This is a genomic window from Devosia sp. (assembly GCF_025809055.1).
Classification (GTDB): domain Bacteria; phylum Pseudomonadota; class Alphaproteobacteria; order Rhizobiales; family Devosiaceae; genus Devosia.
In genome coordinates, this window is the sequence record NZ_CP075529.1 from 1,945,624 (window position 1) to 1,963,630 (window position 18,007).

Sequence of the window (18,007 nt, forward strand, 5' to 3'; positions counted from 1 at the left end):
TCCCTTCCTCACCACACCCACCGCGCGTCACCCTCGGGCTTGACCCGAGGGCTCTGTACTTCAACATGGCGGGATGGGCGCTTTTGTCTACATTCTTGCCGATATGCGGCGTGGTCGCACCTATATTGGCGTGACCAATGACCTTGTTCGCAGGATTTACGAGCACAGGGAGGGGCTGGTGGCGGGATATACCAAGTCCCGCAACATCAAACGCCTCGTCTACTTCGAGCAGTTCGGCGAGATCACTCTGGCCATTCAGCGCGAGACCTCGCTCAAGAGGTGGTATCGCAGCTGGAAGGAAGCGCTGATCGAGGAGAGCAATCCCGATTGGCGTGATTTATGGGACGACATCACAAAGTGAAGAACCCTCGGGTCAAGCCCGAGGGTGACGGCCGGTGGTGGCCGGGTGGCCGGAGTTCGACTGAGTAAGTGAATCACCACGCCGACCACAACCGCCCACCCACAACCCGCCGTCAAAAAAATCTTATCCCCGCCCCTCAATCCGCCCCCATACTTGCCGCATCACTCCCGCGCGGGCGGACTGCAGCGAACTTTGCGGGAGGAGCCGGTGAGACTGGGTCGCTCCAGGGCTCGCTTGCCTATCGGTCCCTTGCGACGAGCGATCAAAAGGCGCCGCGACAGGCTCGAAAAACCCGGTATTCCGAGGCGGCGACGTCTCCATAGTCATTTTGCTGAGACGCACGCGCCTCGGAATACGTCCATACTCAGATCCGGGGGCGGAAACGCGGTCCGGCGCTAGGCCATGCATTCATCTGGCCGTGAGGACGTATTAACCCGTCGCGACAATATGACTGGACGCAAAGGCCGGAAACACCGAGGTCTTGCCCTTGTAACGCCCCAATGAGGGACTTACATTCGCCCCAATACTGGCGCGCCCCGTGCGCCGGCCTCTCCGGGACAGGATTGATGAACGGAAACTTCCGCAACTTTGCCATCTGGCTGGTCATTCTCTTCATGCTGATGGGCCTGTTCCAGGTCTTCCAGTCGTCGACGCGCTCCATTTCCGTCGCCGAAAAGAGCTACAGCCAGTTCGTCTCCGATATCGATGCGGGCCGCGTGACCAGCGTCGTCATCACCAATAACGTGGTTTCCGGACAGCTCAGCGACGGAACCCGCTTTGAAACCATCGTGCCCGATGGCGCCGATGTGGTGACCAAGCTCGAAGACCGTGATGTCAGCATCACCGCGCGCGAACCCGAATCGAGCCCGTTCTGGTCGATCCTTTTGTCCTCCTGGCTGCCCTTCCTCGTCATCATCGGCGTCTGGTTCTTCTTCATCCGCCAGATGCAGGGCGGTGGCCGTGGCGGCGCCATGGGCTTTGGCAAGTCGCGCGCCAAGCTGTTGACCGAAACCCAGGGCAAGGTGACCTTCGAGGACGTCGCTGGCGTCGACGAGGCCAAGCAGGATCTTGAGGAAATCGTCGAGTTCCTGCGCGATCCGGGCAAGTTCCAGCGCCTGGGCGGTCGTATTCCGCGCGGCGTGCTGCTGGTCGGCCCTCCGGGTACCGGTAAGACCCTGCTGGCCCGCTCGGTCGCCGGCGAGGCCAATGTACCCTTCTTCACCATTTCCGGTTCCGACTTCGTTGAAATGTTCGTCGGCGTGGGTGCTTCGCGCGTCCGCGACATGTTCGAACAGGCCAAGAAGAATGCGCCCTGCATCATCTTCATCGACGAAATCGACGCCGTCGGCCGCCAGCGTGGCGCCGGGCTCGGCGGCGGTAACGACGAACGCGAACAGACCCTCAACCAGCTCCTCGTCGAGATGGACGGCTTTGAAGCCAATGAAGGCATCATCCTGATCGCCGCCACCAACCGTCCCGACGTTCTCGACCCGGCCCTGCTGCGTCCGGGCCGTTTCGACCGCCAGGTCGTTGTGCCCAACCCCGATGTCTCGGGCCGCGAGAAGGTCCTGAAGGTTCATGTCCGCAAGGTGCCGCTGGCGCCCGACGTCGACCTCAAGGTTCTGGCCCGTGGTACGCCCGGTTTCTCCGGCGCGGACCTGATGAACCTCGTCAACGAGGCGGCCCTGATGGCGGCGCGCAAGAACAAGCGCTTCGTCACCCATCAGGAATTCGAAGACGCCAAGGACAAGATCATGATGGGCGCCGAGCGCCGCACCATGGCCATGACCGATGACGAGAAGAAGCTGACCGCCTATCACGAGGCCGGTCACGCCATCATCGCGCTCAAGGTTGCCGGCATCGATCCGATCCACAAGGCCACCATCATTCCGCGCGGCCGCGCCCTGGGCATGGTCATGACCCTGCCCGAGAACGACAGCTATTCGTTCTCCCGCGAAAAGGCGCTGGCCCGTCTCACCATGCTGTTCGGTGGCCGTGAGGCCGAGATCATCAAGTTCGGTCCGGCCAAGGTCACCTCGGGCGCCTCGGGCGATATCCAGATGGCGACGGGCCTCGCCCGCTCCATGGTCATGGAATGGGGCATGAGCGAAAAGCTCGGCCGCGTCCGCTACAAGTCCAATGACCAGGAAGTGTTCCTGGGCCATTCGGTCACGCAGAGCCAGCACATGTCGGACGACACGGCCAAGCTGATCGACCAGGAAGTGCGCAAACTGATCGAGGATGGCGAAGCCTCGGCCCGCGAAATTCTCACCACCTATAACGACCAGTGGGAAGCCATTGCCCAGGCTCTGCTCGAGTTCGAAACCCTTACCGGTGACGAATTGCGCGCCCTCATGGATGGCAAGCAGCCCACCCGTCCCGACGATAGCGGCCCGGCCGCCCCCAAGGCGACGGGCGTGCCCTCGGCCGGCAAGACCAGCAAGAAGCGCCCCGACTCTCCGCCCGAAGGCGGGCTGGAACCGCAGCCGGAAAGCTGACACCGCACTGTTAAGGGTCACCGCAAGGTGGCCCTTTTCCTTTGCGGCCATCTCCGCTATTCCGCCAGAAAGTGGTATTAGCCATCGCTGGACTGACACGGGGTAGAATCATGGCCAGGAAATATTTCGGCACCGACGGCATCCGCGGCCTGGCCAATGGTGACAAGCTCACCCCCGAACTCGCCATGAAGGTCGGCATGGCCGCCGGCACCAAGTTCGTCCGCGGCGATCACCGCAACCGGGTGGTCATCGGCAAGGACACCCGCCGCTCCGGCTACATGCTCGAAAGCGCATTGGGCGCCGGCTTCACCGCCGTGGGCATGGATGTCTATTTCCTCGGCCCCATGCCGACCCCGGCCGTCGCCATGCTGACCCGCTCGCTGCGCGCTGATCTGGGCGTCATGATTTCGGCTTCGCACAATCCCTATGACGACAACGGCATCAAATTCTTCCGCCCCGACGGCTACAAGCTCTCCGATCAACTGGAAGCCGAAATCGAGCGCCTGATCGAGACCGACACCACCAAACTCCTCGCCCATGGCATGAATATCGGCCGCGCCCACCGCGACGAGGAAGCCCGCACCCGCTATATCGAATACGCCAAGCGCACCCTGCCCCGGAATATCGACCTGTCCGGCCTCAGGATCGTGCTCGATTGCGCCAATGGCGCCGCCTACAAGGTTGCCCCCATGGCCCTGTGGGAGCTGGGCGCCGAAGTCATCGCCATCGGTGTCGAGCCCAATGGCTACAATATCAACTACAAGGTCGGCTCCACCGCCCCCGAAGCCGTGGCGGCCAAGGTCAAGGAAGTCCGCGCCGATATCGGGATTGCGCTCGACGGCGATGCCGACCGCGTCATCATCGTCGACGAAAAAGGCAATGTGGTCGACGGCGACCAGTTCATGGCCGTCATCGCCCAGTCCTGGATGGAGCGCGAAATGCTCCAGGGCGGCGGTATCGTCGCCACCATCATGTCCAATCTGGGCCTTGAGCGCTACCTGACCGGCCTCGGCCTGACCCTCGAACGCACCCAGGTCGGCGACCGCTATGTGCTCGAGGCCATGCGCTCCAAGGGCTTCAATGTCGGCGGCGAACAGTCCGGCCACATCATTCTCTCCGACTTCACCACCACGGGCGACGGCCTTGTCGCAGCGCTGCAACTGCTTGCGGTGCTCAAGCAGATGAACCGGCCGATCTCCGACATCTGCGCGCGTTTCGCGCCGGTCCCGCAATTGCTGCGCAATGTCCGCTTCAAATCCGGCCGCCCGCTGGAACAGAAGCAGGTCATCCAGGCCATTGCCGACGGGCAGGCCATGCTGGGCGAAGGCGGGCGCCTCGTCGTGCGCGCCTCCGGCACCGAGCCGGTCATCCGCGTCATGGGTGAAGCCGACGATGCCGGCCTTGTCGCCAAGGTCGTCGGCCAGGTGGAAGCCGCTATCCTCGAAGTCGCCTGAAGCAGTGTTCCGGCTGCATCCCCTGCCCGCCGACAGCGCCGCAAGGCTTCGTTAGGGTTAAATCTTAGGGTTAAGCCGGCTTTAAGACTAAGGCGTCATAGTGCTCGAAACCGACAGATGTCGTGGTCATTCGAGGACGTTCCCATGCGCAAGCTCATCGCTGCGATCCTGACGGCAGCAGCTACCCTGTTTACGGCGCCGGTCATCGCCGCCGATCTTCCCTATTACCCGCCGGTCATCGAAATTCCCGATGTCGATTATGGCGTGTCCGGTGCCTTCTACCTGCGCGGCAGCGCGGCCGGTAACCTGCTCTGGTCCAAGGAAGGCTACGCCCACGAATGTGCCCCCTGCGGCACCGCCGTCACCACGGCCTTCCCCTTCGTGAGCTACGGTTACGGCTACAGCGTTGGCGCCGGCTTCGGATATGAAACCGGCACCGGGCTGCGCGTCGATGCGACCGCGGACTTTCTCTACAATCGCGGCCTGACCATCACCAAGGGCGCTGCCTATGGTCCCCGCGCCGGCGACTACACGGTCACCCTGCGTTCGGGCCTCTTTCTCGCCAACGCCTATTATGATTTCGCCTTTGGCGGCTCCTATGGCTACAGCGCGGCCGGCGGTGCCTTCGGCTATGTCGGCGCCGGCGCCGGTGTCGCCTTCAACAATATCGATGTGTCCGCCCCTGCCGGGGTCACGGTGCAGTCCGGCGGCAATACCAGCGCTGCCGCAGCGGTCATGGCCGGTGTGGGCTACGATTTCGGGTCGGTCGTTGCCGATCTGGGCTATCGCGGCGTTTACATCAATTCGATCAGCAATGGCGCGGCCTATCCCGACACAGTCTGGTCGGACCACAATCTCCTTCACGAAGTGCGCGGCACGCTGCGCTACCGCTTCAACTGATTGCGGCGGACCATCGGGTCCTTTGGTCGGCGCCCCTCGGGGCGCCGATTTCGTTTGTGGACAGGCTGGCGCCTGCATGGTCATCTGGGCATGTGGAGGAGACATGCATATCCTGATCATCGGCGCCGCCGGCATGGTGGGCCGCAAGCTGACCGATGCGCTCATCGCGACCGGCACTCTTGGCGGCGCCAATATCAGCCGGCTGACCCTGGCCGACATCGTGCCCCCACCCCAGCCCGCGACGGCGATCCCCTGCCAGACCCTGGCCATCGACCTGGCCGCGGCCACCACCGCGACAACGCTCATTGCCGGGCGCCCGGACATGATTTTCCACCTTGCCGCGATTGTCTCCGGTGAGGCGGAGGCCGATTTCGACAAGGGCTATGCCATCAATCTCGACGGGACGCGGGCCCTGCTCGAAGCCATTCGGGCAGAGGGCATGCGCCAACCCTATCGGCCACGCCTGGTCTTCACCTCGTCCATTGCCGTCTTTGGCGAACCCCTGCCGCCCGCGATCCCGGACGATCAGGTCCATACCCCGCTCACCAGTTACGGCACGCAGAAAGCCATTTGCGAGCTGCTGTTATCCGATTACTCCCGTCGCGGCTTCCTCGACGGTATCGGCATTCGCCTGCCGACAATCGTGGTGCGTCCCGGCAAGCCCAACAAGGCGGCATCGGGGTTTTTCTCATCGATCATTCGCGAACCCCTTGCCGGGCTCGAGGCCATTCTTCCGGTCAGCGACGACGTGCGGCACTGGTTTGCCAGCCCGCGCGCCGCCGTGCGGTTTCTCCTTCATGCCGCCACCCTGGAGACCTCCGCTCTTGGCCAGCGGCGCAACCTGACCATGCCGGGCCTTTCGGCCACCGTGGCCGAGGAGGTCGCAGCCCTGGGGCGGCTCGCCGGTCCGGCAGCGGTGGCGCGCATTCGTCGGGTACCAGACGAAACCATCATCCGCATCGTCGCCGGCTGGCCGCAGAATTTCGACGCCCGGCGTGCCACCGCCCTAGGCTTTGAGGCCGAGGCCAGTTTCGACGACATCGTCCGCGCCCATATCGAGGACGAGACGGACGGACAGGTCAGCTGACCGGATAGCTCTTTGCGCCCTGCGCGTTTCGCCGCACAATTGGTTGGGGAGACGATCATGACACCGGACGAGTCAACGCTGCTTGCCATTATCGCGCGCCTGATCCCGGCAGACGGCGACCCAGACGGCATAGCCCTTGGTGGCCCGGACTACGTGCGGCGTCACCTTACCAGCTTTCCGGAAGCGTCCGGCCTCATCGCCTCCGGCCTCAGCCACCAGGATTTCGCCGGCTTCAAGACCCTGGATCCGGTGGCCCAGGATGCAGTCCTCTGCCAGCACGAGCATCTGGCCTGGCTGCGCCTGCTCGCCGAGCTTGTCGCCGAGGCTGCCTATGCCGATCCGGGCAATGGCGGCAATCCCGATGCGCGCGCCTGGGCCATGCTCGACTACCGGCATGGGCTACCCGAGGGGCCGTCCGGGCCCGATACGAGAGACGGCCAGCCGCCGAAACTGCATAGCGGCACCCTCGACTATGACGTCATCATCGTTGGCGCCGGGGCCAGCGGCACCATCGCCGCTTGCATTCTCGCCGAAGCGGGTCGGACCGTGCTGCTTCTGGAGCGCGGTGTCGAGCGCAACTATGCCGATAGCGGGCATCGCGATCACCTGCGCAACCATCGCCTGTCGCTCTATGGGCACAATACCGGCCCGGAGCTCGAGGGCAATCCGCGCGTCTTCGTCGATCCCGATGGCACCGAACGGGTCGTGGCGCCGCACCAATCCAACTATCACAACCTCGCTGCCGGCGTGGGCAGCGGCACCCTGCTCTATGGCGCCATGGCCTGGCGGTTTCATCGCGACGACTTCCGCATGGCCAGCCTCTATGGCGTGCCCGAAGGCTCGTCGCTGGTGGATTGGCCCCTGACCTACGATGATCTGGCGCCCTGGTACGAAAAGGTCGAATGGGAACTCGGTGTCTCCGGCGCAGCGGAAAGTCTGTTCCATGAAGGGCCGCGCCAGCACCCCTTTCCCATGCCGCCACTCCCGCAGGCGCCGCAGACCAGCGTCCTGGCGAGCGGCGCGGAGAGCTTGGGTCTGCGCACCATGGTGCCGCCGCTGGCGATCAATTCAGTCCCGCGCGACGGCCGGAAAGCCTGCATGGCCTGTGGTGCCTGTGTGGGCTTCCCCTGCCCCAGCGACGCCAAGAACGGCACGCAGAACACCTTCCTGCCCCGTGCCATGGCCACCGGACGGTGCGAACTGACAACCGGCGTCATGGTCCGCAGCATCGATACCGACGCGGCCGGCAATGTCACCGGCGTAACCTTCACGCAAAGCACCGGCGCGGTGCAAAGCGTGCATGCCAAGACGGTCATTGTCGCGGCCGGGGCCATCGAAACCGCGCGGCTGATGCTCAACTCATCGTCGGCCAGGGAGCCCGCCGGTCTTGGCAACAATCACGACCAGGTCGGACGGCACCTGCAGGGCCATGTCTATCCCCTCGCCTATGGGCTTTTCGAGCGCGTGGTGCACGGGTTGCACGGGCCCGGCGTGACCATCGGCACGACCCAGTTCAACCATGGCAATGCCGGCATCATCGGTGGCGGGCTCCTGGCCGACGATTTCATCATGCCGCCTATCCTGTTCTGGAAGGCCGCCCTGCCGCCTGATCTGCGGCGCTGGGGCCAGGACGCCAAGGATTTCATGCGCGACAACTACCATCGCGTCCTGCGGGTTACCGGGCCGGTGCACGAAATTCCCAATCCGCAATCCCGGGTGACGGTCGCCAATGGGGTGACCGACCGCTTCGGCCTGCCGGTCGCCCGCCTCTCGGGCACCATCCATCCCGAAACCCTGCGCACGGCCCGCTTCATGCAGCAAAGGGCCTTTGAATGGCTGGATGCGTCCGGCGCGACGCGGCACTGGGGTCCGGAGCCCGCCATGGGCCTCTCCGCCGGTCAGCATCAGGCCGGCACCTGCCGCATGGGGACCGAGCCGGAGCATTCGGTGACCGACACCGACGGCCGGGTCTGGGGCCACGACAACCTCTATGTCTGCGACGGCGCCCTGCACCCGACCAATGGTGGCTTCAATCCGTTCCTGACCATCATGGCCATGAGCTACCGCATCGCATCCGGCATTGCCGGTACGCCGGCCGCGTCAGCGCGCTGAACGCTCGGCGATCCGGCGCTCGATGTCCAGGATCGTGCTGCCATCACGGTCGCCGCGCGGCGTATCGATCGCCAGGTCGGCCGCAATTCTGGCCGGCCGGCCGTCGAGCACCACAATGCGGTCGGCGAGAAGCGCCGCATCCTCGATCAGGTGGGTAACAAGGACTGTGGTGACACCGGTTGCGGCAAGGGTCCGGGCCAGCAGCGCCCGCATCTCGATCACAAGGTCCCGGTCGAGCGACACAAAGGGCTCATCGAGCATCAACAGGCCCGACCCGGTCGCCAGAGCCCGAGCGAGGGCCACACGGCGCTGCATGCCGCCGGAAAGCTGGCCCGGCCAGCGATCCTCTTGACCGGCCAGTCCCACGCGCTCAAGCAGGCTGCCGACAGCCGCATCATCGAGTTCCGGACGCACCAGCCGCACATTGTCGCGGACACTGAGCCAGGGCAGGAGGCGGGCATCCTGAAACACGAACCCCGGCGGACCAGCCTCGGCGGCAGAAACACCGCCAACCCGGATCTGGCCCGAAAAACCGCCATCGGCCCCCGCAAGCAGCCGCAGCAGGCTCGACTTGCCAACCCCCGATGGCCCGAGCACCGCCAGCACGGTGCCGGGTTCGATATCGAGCTGCAGGCCGCTGAACAGCGCCGTCTGTTCGCCCGGATACCGCTTCTCGGCAATAGCGATGCTTAGAGCGGGAGCGCGCGCCATCGGGTCAGCCTCCCTTCGAGCGGGCGCAACACGCCATATTCGAACACCAGCACCACGGCAACGAAGCTGACCGTGTAGGCCAGAATGCCCGCCACGTCGAAATACTGAAAGAAGATGGCGATGCGAAATCCGATGCCGCCATCGCTGCCCAGCACTTCAAATACCAGCACGATCTTCCAGATCAATGACAGGCCGGCCCGCGCCGACGCGAGCACGAACGGCACCAGTTGCGGCCAATAGATAAACCTGAGCCGCCGGGTCCAGCTCAGCCGCGAGACAATGGCCAGTTCCTCATAGGGATCAGCAAAGCTGCGCACCCCTTCCCGGATCGTCACCGCCACCATGGGCAGCTTGTTGACCACCACGGCCGCGACCAGCGCCCATTCGGTCAACCCCAGCCAGATGTAGAACAGGATGGCGACGACGATGGCGGGCAGATTGAGCCCGACCACCAGCCAGGCCGAAAACAGCCTGTCGGCCCATCGGGCCCGGCCCAGCGCAATGCCGATACCGGTCCCAAGCACCATGGCCAGAACGAATGCCGCCACCACACGCCCCAGCGTCCGCCCGAGATCGTGGAGGAGCGCGCCCTGGCTGGCCAGCGTTCCCATCTCCGCCGCTACGTCCACAGGCGAGGGCAGCAATGGGTTGGCGACGGCCATGGCCATCACCTGCCACAGCACCAGCAGTAGTGGCAGGGAGAGCATGTCCAACCCCCTGCCGCGCCACCGGCCCCTCCCGTTCCCCTGCATGGTCAGGGTGCGTATCCGGCCCAGAACGTGCCCGGCTCAAGTTCGGACATATCCCCGACCACCTCGAACCCGCCATGCTCGGCCAGCAGCGCAAAAGCCTGCTCGGCAGCCGCCACATCCTCGGGGAAATACCCTGTGACCATGCCGGCACGATAGTCGTCGCGCAGCTGCTCGAAAAGCGCCCGGTCATCCGCCGCACCCATGAGTGTCGCGAGATCTTCCCAGGCCGCATCGTCGGTCACGAGCACCGCCTTGGCCGCAAAGGACGCATCGAGAAACTTCTTTATCGCAACCGGCTTGGCCGCCGCATTGGCCTCGCTAAAGGTCCAGCCCAGCAGCGGCGGCTGATCCTTTAGGCCCAGGCCCCTCAGCATATCGGCCACCGAGATCACCTCGACCATGCCCCTCGACTTGGCGCGGGCGTTCCAGTGCCAGAAGTTGAGCGCTGCATCGACCCGCCCCTGTCCCAGCAATTCATTGACCAGCGGCGGCGCCCCGAACCGTGCCTCGACATCCTCGGCCAATCGCCGTCCGGTGAGGTCGTGGTAATAGGCCTGCAGCACCACCCAGCTTTTGTCCGCCGGTCCGCCGGCCACGGCGATGACGCCATTGCGCAGGTCGGCAAGCCCCAGCACGGGACTGTCCGCCGGCACCATCAGCCCGCCGACCGCCAGTGAATGGGGCACCATGGTGAAGTCGCGGCCCGCATGGCGCTGCGCCGAGACCCAGGTGAAATCGGAGAGGATCACGTCGACCGCCCCGGTTTGCAGCGCGATCTGCCCGGCGCGGCTGTCGGCGAGCGGCCGTACCTCGAGGACCAGGTCATGGGCCACGTCGAGCCCGAGATTGCGGATGGCCGCGATTTCCCACTGCACCGTCCCGCTTTCCTGCAGGCCCAGCACCAGTCGGTCCTCGGCCAGGGCCGGACTGCCTAGCCAGGCCAGGCCAAGGCCAATGACGGCCAGCAGCCGCTTGATTGCGCTCATCTGGTTCTCAGGCGCCCCTGACCCGCCAGATGACATCGCCAACGTCGTCGGCCATCAGCACCGCGCCGTCCGCTGCCAGGGCCACCCCGACCGGCCGGCCATAGGAGTACTTTTCGTCGGGCGAAAGGAAATCGGTGAGGATGTCGCGCGGCGTGCCGACCGGCTTGCCGTTCTCGAAGGCGACGAAGGTCAGCCGGTAGCCCGAAAGCTTGGAGCGGTTCCACGATCCGTGCTGGCCGATGGCCATGCCGGCCGGATAACCCGGCAGCGTGCCTTCGGGCAGCCAGCACAGGCCGAGCGATGCCGTGTGCCCACCCAGCGCGAAGTCGGGCTGCAGCGCCGAGGCCACCTTGGCCGCATCCTGCGGCACGCGGTCATCGACCACCCGGTTCCAGTAGCAATAGGGCCAGCCGTAAAAGCCGCCATCGACCACCGAAGTCAGGTAGTCCGGCGGCGTTTCATCGCCCAGCCCGTCACGCTCGTTGACCACGGTCCACAGCATGTCGGTCTGCGGCTCCCAGGCCATGCCCACCGGATTGCGCAGGCCCCCGGCAAATTCGCGCGACTGGCCGGTTTCGAGGTCGAGTTCAAAAATGCAGGCACGGCCGATCTCGGCCTCCATGCCAGCGTCGCCGATATTGCTCAGCGAACCCACCGCCACATAAAGCTTCTTGCCGTCCTTGCTTGCGATGAGATTGCGCGTCCAGTGCCCGCCCGGCTTCATGGTCATCATCACCTTGCCCGGATCGGTGATCCGGGTGGCGCCCAATTCATAGGGATAGGCCAGGACCTTGTCGCTGGCGCCGACATAGAGCGTATTGCCGATCAGCGCGATGCCGAAAGGCTGGCGGACGTTTTCGATCAGCGCGAACCGCTCTTCGGCCACGCCATCACCGTCGGCGTCGCGCAGCAAAGTCACCCGGTTGGGGCTCTGGCCGGAGGCGCGGGCGCGCTGCATGGTCGCGTGCATGGCATGGTCGAACAGGGAATTTGGCGTACCGCTTTCGCCCATGGATTCGGCCACCAGCACGTCGCCATTGGGCAGGACATGCATGTTGCGCGGGTGCACGAGGCCCTTGGCAAAGGCATTGACGGCGAGGCCCGCCGCCGGTGTCGGGCGGTGATCGCCCTCCCAGCCCTTGGCCGTCGGCATTTTGAGCGTTGGGATCTTGCCCTGCGGCTTGGCCGCGGGAATGGCCGGAGTAGTCCCGAAAGCCTGCGGACGCGGCCCGTCCCCCGAATGACGCACGGCAACGGCGATACCGCCGATCAAGGCAACGAGGCGGGCAAAGAGGGAGGGTTCGGCCATGGGTCGTCTCGACTATCGGGAAAGGACAGGGAAGACGCCGACGCTATTCGGTTTGGGGCGGCCCCGCTAGGGGCCACACCCAAGTTTCTTGTCCTGGATACTTTCACACTTGAGCAGCCCGCCGAGAGCCGCGCTTCCCTTCTCCCCTGAGGGGAGAAGAGCCTGCCCCGGACTCGATCCGGGGTGGCGCGAAGCGCCGGATGAGGGGTTCACCCTCGTGCTTCTGCCAAAAGCCTTCACCTCTCACCCCATCCCTCTCCCTTGTGTGGCGGTAGGGCGTTGGATCACTTCACCGGCAAAGCCATTTAACGCCGGGACAGTTCGACCACCGGAATGACATCCCGGCTGGTCTTGGCCGCATAGTCGGCGAACTGGGGAAACAGTTCCGCCTGGCGCGCATAGGTGGTGCTGCGCTCTTCGCCCTCGAGAACCCGGGCCCGCACGGGCACCCGCTCGATGGTCTTGCCGTCGCCGACGGAAATGTCGAAATCGGGATGGGCCACGACATTATGAAACCAGGCCGGGTCCTTGGGACCACCGCCATAGGATGCAAACACGTACCAGCGATCCTGACCCTCGGGCAGGAACATCAATGGCTGCGTGCGCTCCAGGCCAGTCTTGGCACCCACCGAGTGCAGCAGCAAAACCGGTGCATTCTCGAAATACCCCCCGGGCTTGCCGCCATTGGCGTTGAAGTCGGCAATAACCTGCTTGTTGAAATCGTTCATGTCCGCATTTCCGGATTGGCTTTCACTTCTCCTGATTTAGGGTCCGATTGCGGCAGCCACAAGGGCCACCGACGGCAACTTGTCACCGCCCCCAAATTCGGCAGATTTGTCTATATTGAGACAATGGCGATAACCTGCTGCTAAGCCATGTCCGGCAGACTTACCCTTCGCGAGGGGACGGAACGATGCTCAAGGAACTCTTCGCCAGCTTCGCGGTGGTTGCCCTGTTCGTTGCGATCTGGGCCCTGTGTCAGGAATGGATCCGCAGCTGGCCGCGTCACGTCCGCATGCTCGGGGCCGGCGCCTATATGGGCGCAACGGCCGTTGCGGCGATGGTGATGGGCGTACCCCTCTCCAATGGAGCCATCTTTGACCTTCGGGCCGTGGCCGTCGGTCTGGCCGGTCTGTTTGCCGGCCCACTTGCTGCCCTGGTGGCCGGGCTCATGGCTGCCGCCTATAGACTATGGCTGGGCGGCGCGGGCGCCTATGCCGGCCTGGTATCGATCGCCCTCGGAGCCCTTGCCGGCTGGGGTGCATTCCTGGCGCGCCGTCGCCTGGGGCATTGGCGTCCGGCCCTTATCCTGTTTTGCGGCGCGCTGACCCTGCTGCCGATGATCACCTATCTCCTGCTGCCGGTGCAGGTTCAGATCGAAGCCGGCTGGGCCGTTGTGCCGTTGATGCTACTCAACCTCGCAGCATCGACCCTGTCCGCCATCGGCATCGAGATGAGCCGCAAGCGCGGCTGGTTCACGCACCTGCTCAAGGCTGCCATCCGGCAGGCGCCCGATTTCATCTATGTCAAGGATCGCCAGTCCCGCATTGTCATTGCCAATCTCGGCGTTGCCCACATTTCGGGGTCGCAGCGCGCCGAAGACCTCGTCGGCAAGACCGATTTCGACCTCACCAGCGCCGAGCGGGCGCTGCGCCTCTACGAAGAGGAGCAGACCATTCTGCGCGAGGGCCGGCAGCTGAGCGATGTGGAAGAAACCATTGTGTCGAACGGGGTGACACGGACATTCCTGACCACCAAATCCCCCATCCGCAATCTCGATGGCTCCATTGCCGGTCTTGTGGGCTTCACCAAGGACCTGACCGATCGGGTGCTGCTGGAGCGGCAATTGCGCGAAACCCAGAGCGAGCTGGACACTGTGCTGACCGGCATGTCGGACGGACTGGCCCGGTTTGACCGTGACAACCGGCTGGTCTTTTCCAATGCCAATTATCAGAACCTGTTTCCGCTCACCGGCCATGCGCGGCAGCCGGGTGTGCTGCTCGGGGATATTCTCGACACGGTCATCAGCACCGGCGAGCAGCGGCTGGAGGGCATCGACCCCGAAGTCTGGAAACAGACCGTCCTCGACCGGACGCTCGCGGGTGGCGACGAGCAGGTGCAGATGGCAGATGGCAGACGGCAGGTGGCTGCTGATCCGCTCGCAACCGCTCGATGTCGGCGGCACCGTGGTCATCGTTTCCGACATGACGACCCTCAAACATGCCGAGGAACAGCTCACGCGCGTGGCGGAGCAGTTCAAGACACTGGCCAGCACCGACGCCCTTACCGGCCTGCACAACCGCCGCGACTTCGATGAGGCCTGGACCCGCGAGTTTACCCAGGCCCGGACAGGTGGCCGCGAACTCAGCATCCTTGTCGCCGACATCGATCATTTCAAGAAATACAACGACACCTATGGTCATCCCGCCGGTGACGCCTGCCTGCGCCAGGTCGCCAGCTGCATCCAGCTCAGTTCGCAGCGTGCCGACGACATGGCGGCCCGCTATGGCGGCGAAGAATTTGTCGTCATCCTGCCGCGGACCGATGCCACCGGCGTCGCGGCCATTGCCAGCCGCATCCTGTGGTCGGTCGAGCGCCTGTCCATCCCGCACCGGGAAAGCCCCACCGGTCATGTCAGCGTCAGTATCGGGGTGGCCACGCTTGGGTCGGGTCAATACGAAACAGCCGAAGCCATGCTGGCCGCCGCCGACAGCGCCCTCTACCACGCCAAGCAGCACGGGCGCGGACGCGTCGCCGCTGCTGCTGCCGAATAGCCGGCCGGAACGCCGCGCGGGCCGGCGGGCCGGCCTCCCGCAAAATCCCATTGACGGCCATCGCGCACAGGCGTATCTCCCGCCTCAGGACATCTCGCCCTAACGCGAGACAATAGGCCTGGGAGGGCCGCTTGTAATGGCTGATACGCCCCAAACCGCACCGGCGGTCAAACCGACTAATCCTAATTTCTCGTCGGGTCCCTGCTCCAAGCGTCCGGGTTGGACGATTGATGTGCTTGCCGGCGCGCTGACCGGTCGCTCGCACCGCGCCAAGCCTGCCAAGGCGCGCATCCAGGAAGCCATCGACCTGACCCGCCAGCTCCTTGAAGTTCCGGCCGATTACCGCATCGGCATCGTCCCCGCCTCCGATACCGGCGCCGTCGAAATGTTCCTCTGGAGCGCTCTTGGCGCCCGGGGCGTCGACATGCTGGCCTGGGAGAGTTTTGGTGCCGGCTGGGTCACCGACGTGCAGAAGCAGCTCAAGCTGAGCGATGTCCGGGTGCTTGAAGCGCCCTATGGCGAACTGCCCGATCTCGGCCAGGTCGATTTCAACCGTGATGTCGTCTTTACCTGGAACGGCACCACTTCCGGCGTCCGCGTCCCCAATGCCGACTGGATCCCGGCCGATCGGCAGGGCCTGACCATCTGCGACGCCACCTCGGCCGCTTTCGCCCAGAACCTCGATTTCAAAAAGCTCGATGTCGTGACCTTCTCCTGGCAGAAGGCTCTCGGTGGCGAAGCCGCGCATGGCGTGCTGATCCTGTCGCCGCGCGCTGTCGAACGCCTGGAAACCTATAAGCCCGACCGGCCCCTGCCCAAGATCTTCCGCATGACCAAGGGCGGCAAGCTCATCGAAGGCATCTTCAAGGCCGAGACCATCAACACCGTCTCGATGCTCTGCATCGAGGACGCCGTCGACGCCATGAAATGGGGCGTCGACATCGGTGGGCTCAAGGCCATGCAGGCCCGCGCCGACGCCAACGCCAAGGTTCTGGCCGACTGGGTCGCCCGGACCGGCTGGGTCGATTTCCTGGCCAGGAACGAAGGCGAGCGGTCCAATACCTCGGTGTGCCTCGTCATCGCCGATCCGGACATCAAGGCTCTCGACGCCGACGCCCAGGCCGCTTTCGCCAAGGCCATCGTCTCGCGCCTCGACAAGGAAGCGGTCGCCTATGACATCGGCGGCTACCGCGATGCACCGACGGGTCTGCGTATCTGGACCGGCTCGACGATCGAGGCCGCCGATCTCGAAAAGCTGACCCCGTGGCTGGACTGGGCCTTTGGCCAGGAAAAAGCTGCCCTCAAGTCCGCTGCCTGACGATTTGTGACGCGCCGGGTGACAATTAGCCCACCCGGCGGCGCTTAACGCTAACAGTCTGCTACCCAATTGCCCTTCCGCGTCACAGCATTGACGCCAGAAAAACAGGGATCTCACATGCCCAAAGTTCTCGTTTCCGACAAGCTCAGCCCCACCGCCGTCCAGATCTTCAAGGACAACGGCGTCGACGTCGACTACCTTCCCGATCTGGGCAAGGACAAGGAAAAGCTGCTCGAAGTCATTGGCAAATATGATGGTTTGGCGATCCGCTCGGCCACCAAGGTGACCGAAAAGATCCTCGCTGCCGCCACCAATCTCAAGGTGATCGGCCGTGCCGGCATCGGTGTCGACAATGTCGATATCCCCGCCGCCACAAAGAAGGGTATCATCGTGATGAATACCCCCTTCGGCAACTCGATCACCACCGCCGAACACGCCATTGCCATGATGTTCGCGCTGGCCCGTCAACTGCCGGAGGCGGACGCCTCGACCCGGGCTTCGAAGTGGGAAAAGAACCGCTTCATGGGCGTTGAAGTGACCAACAAGACCCTGGGCCTCATCGGCGCCGGCAATATCGGCTCGATCGTCGCCGACCGCGCCCTGGGGCTCAAGATGAAGGTTGTCGCCTTCGACCCCTTCCTCACGCCCGAACGCGCCCAGACCATGGGCGTTGAAAAGGTCGAACTCGACGACCTCCTGGCCCGGGCCGATTTCATCACCATCCACACCCCGCTGATCGACGCCACCCGCAATATTCTCAATGCCGAAACCCTGGCCAAGACCAAGAAGGGCGTGCGCATCGTCAACTGCGCCCGTGGCGGCCTGATCGACGAGGCGGCGCTTTACGACGCCCTCAAGTCGGGCCAGGTGGCAGGTGCGGCGCTGGACGTGTTCCTGGTCGAGCCGGCCGAAAACAATCCGCTGTTCGACCTGCCCAATGTCATCTGCACGCCCCATCTCGGCGCGTCCACGACCGAGGCGCAGGAGAATGTCGCCCTGCAGGTTGCCGAGCAGATTTCGGCGTACCTCATGACCGGCGAGATCACCAACGCGCTCAATTTCCCCTCGATCTCGGCCGAAGAGGCGCCGATCATCACCCCATGGGTGAAACTGTCGGAAGCGCTCGGCTCCTTTGCCGGGCAATTGACCGAAACCGCCATCATGGGCATCAAGATCGAGTTCGAGGGCACCCCGGCCGGTCTCAACACCCGCCCGATGATCGCAGCGGCCATCAATGGCGTGCTGAAGCCGTCCCTGGGCGACATTAACATGGTCTCGGCACCCCAGATCGCCAAGGATCGCGGCATCACCGTGGAAACCACCACCCGCGACCAGCAGGGCGCCTATGAAGGCTATGTGCGCCTGACCGTGACCACCGAGCGGCAGACCCGCGGCGTGGCGGGGACCCTGTTCGCCAGCGGCAAGTCGCGCATCATCCAGGTCAAGGACATCAACATGGAGGCCGAGCTGACCCCGGCCATGCTCTATGTGACCAACGAGGACAAGCCCGGCCATATCGGCCGTCTCGGCACCATCCTGGGCCAGCTCGGCATCAACATTGCCAACTTCAACCTCGGCCGGGCCGAGGTGGGTGGCGATGCCATTGCTCTGGTGTCCATCGACGGAACCCTGACCGACGAACAACTCGGCCAGATCGCCAAGCTCGACGGCGTCAAGCAGGCCAAGGCCCTCAAGTTCTGATCGAGCCGGCAAGGCATTCTCGAAAGGGCGGCCCATGGCCGCCC

15 protein-coding genes are annotated in these 18,007 nt (G+C 64.4%); 10 read left to right on the forward strand and 5 right to left on the reverse strand.

Features of this window, described 5'->3' with window-relative positions:
• The first annotated feature begins 73 nt into the window (after positions 1 to 73).
• From KIT02_RS09465 to KIT02_RS09490, 6 genes are all read left to right on the forward strand, one after another.
• Positions 74 to 361, forward strand: coding sequence for a GIY-YIG nuclease family protein (locus tag KIT02_RS09465; RefSeq protein ID WP_297577228.1), 288 nt, complete (start codon positions 74 to 76; stop codon positions 359 to 361).
• Positions 362 to 927: 566 nt separating this feature from the next.
• Entirely contained in the window at positions 928 to 2,859 is a 1,932-nt protein-coding gene (ftsH, locus tag KIT02_RS09470; RefSeq protein WP_297577230.1) for an ATP-dependent zinc metalloprotease FtsH, read from the forward strand.
• A 110-nt stretch (positions 2,860 to 2,969) separates the two neighbouring features.
• Complete coding sequence (gene glmM / locus KIT02_RS09475) at positions 2,970 to 4,313, forward strand: phosphoglucosamine mutase (RefSeq protein ID WP_297577232.1); 1,344 nt, start codon at positions 2,970 to 2,972, stop codon at positions 4,311 to 4,313.
• Between the two features lie 144 nt (positions 4,314 to 4,457).
• Positions 4,458 to 5,213, forward strand: a complete 756-nt coding sequence (locus tag KIT02_RS09480) for a hypothetical protein (protein WP_297577234.1) — start codon at positions 4,458 to 4,460, stop codon at positions 5,211 to 5,213.
• A gap of 103 nt (positions 5,214 to 5,316) precedes the next feature.
• The gene (denD, locus tag KIT02_RS09485) at positions 5,317 to 6,300 is read left to right on the forward strand and encodes a D-erythronate dehydrogenase (protein ID WP_297577236.1); all 984 of its coding nucleotides are present in this window, start codon (positions 5,317 to 5,319) and stop codon (positions 6,298 to 6,300) included.
• 57 nt (positions 6,301 to 6,357) lie between these two features.
• Positions 6,358 to 8,412 (forward strand): GMC oxidoreductase, encoded by a 2,055-nt coding sequence (locus KIT02_RS09490; RefSeq protein WP_297577238.1) that lies wholly within the window; start codon positions 6,358 to 6,360, stop codon positions 8,410 to 8,412.
• Here KIT02_RS09490 and KIT02_RS09495 read toward each other — a convergent pair.
• The 5 genes from KIT02_RS09495 to KIT02_RS09515 form a co-directional block, all read right to left on the reverse strand.
• A complete protein-coding gene (locus KIT02_RS09495; RefSeq protein ID WP_297577240.1) occupies positions 8,401 to 9,123 on the reverse strand; it encodes an ABC transporter ATP-binding protein in 723 nt (240 codons plus the stop codon). The genes KIT02_RS09490 and KIT02_RS09495 overlap by 12 nt on opposite strands.
• On the reverse strand, positions 9,102 to 9,830 hold the full coding sequence (locus tag KIT02_RS09500) for an ABC transporter permease subunit (protein ID WP_297577242.1): 729 nt from the start codon (positions 9,828 to 9,830) through the stop codon (positions 9,102 to 9,104). Before KIT02_RS09500 ends, KIT02_RS09495 begins: the two co-directional genes overlap by 22 nt.
• Before the next feature lie 47 nt (positions 9,831 to 9,877).
• Complete coding sequence (locus KIT02_RS09505) at positions 9,878 to 10,861, reverse strand: ABC transporter substrate-binding protein (protein ID WP_297577244.1); 984 nt, start codon at positions 10,859 to 10,861, stop codon at positions 9,878 to 9,880.
• A 7-nt stretch (positions 10,862 to 10,868) separates the two neighbouring features.
• Positions 10,869 to 12,170, reverse strand: a complete 1,302-nt coding sequence (locus KIT02_RS09510; RefSeq protein ID WP_297577247.1) for a sorbosone dehydrogenase family protein — start codon at positions 12,168 to 12,170, stop codon at positions 10,869 to 10,871.
• Between the two features lie 305 nt (positions 12,171 to 12,475).
• On the reverse strand, positions 12,476 to 12,898 hold the full coding sequence (locus KIT02_RS09515; protein ID WP_297577249.1) for a nitroreductase/quinone reductase family protein: 423 nt from the start codon (positions 12,896 to 12,898) through the stop codon (positions 12,476 to 12,478).
• A gap of 185 nt (positions 12,899 to 13,083) precedes the next feature.
• Here KIT02_RS09515 and KIT02_RS09520 point away from each other — a divergent pair, with 185 nt between their 5' ends.
• The 4 genes from KIT02_RS09520 to serA all read left to right on the forward strand — a co-directional run bounded on the left by KIT02_RS09520 (position 13,084) and on the right by serA (position 17,963).
• Positions 13,084 to 14,487: a LytS/YhcK type 5TM receptor domain-containing protein gene (locus KIT02_RS09520; protein ID WP_297577251.1), complete on the forward strand. Its 1,404-nt coding sequence runs from the start codon at positions 13,084 to 13,086 to the stop codon at positions 14,485 to 14,487.
• Positions 14,375 to 14,944 carry a GGDEF domain-containing protein gene (locus KIT02_RS09525; protein WP_297577253.1) on the forward strand — a complete coding sequence of 190 codons (570 nt, stop codon included), beginning with the start codon at positions 14,375 to 14,377 and terminating at the stop codon, positions 14,942 to 14,944. The genes KIT02_RS09520 and KIT02_RS09525 overlap by 113 nt, the downstream gene beginning before the upstream one ends.
• Positions 14,945 to 15,080: 136 nt before the next feature.
• Positions 15,081 to 16,262, forward strand: a complete 1,182-nt coding sequence (locus KIT02_RS09530) for a phosphoserine transaminase (RefSeq protein ID WP_297577255.1) — start codon at positions 15,081 to 15,083, stop codon at positions 16,260 to 16,262.
• 117 nt (positions 16,263 to 16,379) lie between these two features.
• Positions 16,380 to 17,963, forward strand: coding sequence for a phosphoglycerate dehydrogenase (gene serA, locus KIT02_RS09535; RefSeq protein WP_297577257.1), 1,584 nt, complete (start codon positions 16,380 to 16,382; stop codon positions 17,961 to 17,963).
• Positions 17,964 to 18,007 lie beyond the last annotated feature (44 nt).

Bases quoted from the DNA above. Each gene is read 5' to 3' on its own strand.
- KIT02_RS09490 (WP_297577238.1), top strand. From the start codon at position 6,358: ATGACACCGGACGAGTCAACGCTGCTTGCCATTATCGCGCGCCTGATC.
- glmM (WP_297577232.1), top strand. From the start codon at position 2,970: ATGGCCAGGAAATATTTCGGCACCGACGGCATCCGCGGCCTGGCCAAT.
- KIT02_RS09495 (WP_297577240.1), bottom strand. From the start codon at position 9,123: ATGGCGCGCGCTCCCGCTCTAAGCATCGCTATTGCCGAGAAGCGGTAT.
- KIT02_RS09520 (WP_297577251.1), top strand. From the start codon at position 13,084: ATGCTCAAGGAACTCTTCGCCAGCTTCGCGGTGGTTGCCCTGTTCGTT.
- KIT02_RS09515 (WP_297577249.1), bottom strand. From the start codon at position 12,898: ATGAACGATTTCAACAAGCAGGTTATTGCCGACTTCAACGCCAATGGC.
- KIT02_RS09505 (WP_297577244.1), bottom strand. From the start codon at position 10,861: ATGAGCGCAATCAAGCGGCTGCTGGCCGTCATTGGCCTTGGCCTGGCC.
- denD (WP_297577236.1), top strand. From the start codon at position 5,317: ATGCATATCCTGATCATCGGCGCCGCCGGCATGGTGGGCCGCAAGCTG.
- KIT02_RS09480 (WP_297577234.1), top strand. From the start codon at position 4,458: ATGCGCAAGCTCATCGCTGCGATCCTGACGGCAGCAGCTACCCTGTTT.
- KIT02_RS09465 (WP_297577228.1), top strand. From the start codon at position 74: ATGGGCGCTTTTGTCTACATTCTTGCCGATATGCGGCGTGGTCGCACC.
- serA (WP_297577257.1), top strand. From the start codon at position 16,380: ATGCCCAAAGTTCTCGTTTCCGACAAGCTCAGCCCCACCGCCGTCCAG.
- KIT02_RS09510 (WP_297577247.1), bottom strand. From the start codon at position 12,170: ATGGCCGAACCCTCCCTCTTTGCCCGCCTCGTTGCCTTGATCGGCGGT.
- KIT02_RS09530 (WP_297577255.1), top strand. From the start codon at position 15,081: ATGGCTGATACGCCCCAAACCGCACCGGCGGTCAAACCGACTAATCCT.
- KIT02_RS09525 (WP_297577253.1), top strand. From the start codon at position 14,375: ATGACGACCCTCAAACATGCCGAGGAACAGCTCACGCGCGTGGCGGAG.
- KIT02_RS09500 (WP_297577242.1), bottom strand. From the start codon at position 9,830: ATGCTCTCCCTGCCACTACTGCTGGTGCTGTGGCAGGTGATGGCCATG.
- ftsH (WP_297577230.1), top strand. From the start codon at position 928: ATGAACGGAAACTTCCGCAACTTTGCCATCTGGCTGGTCATTCTCTTC.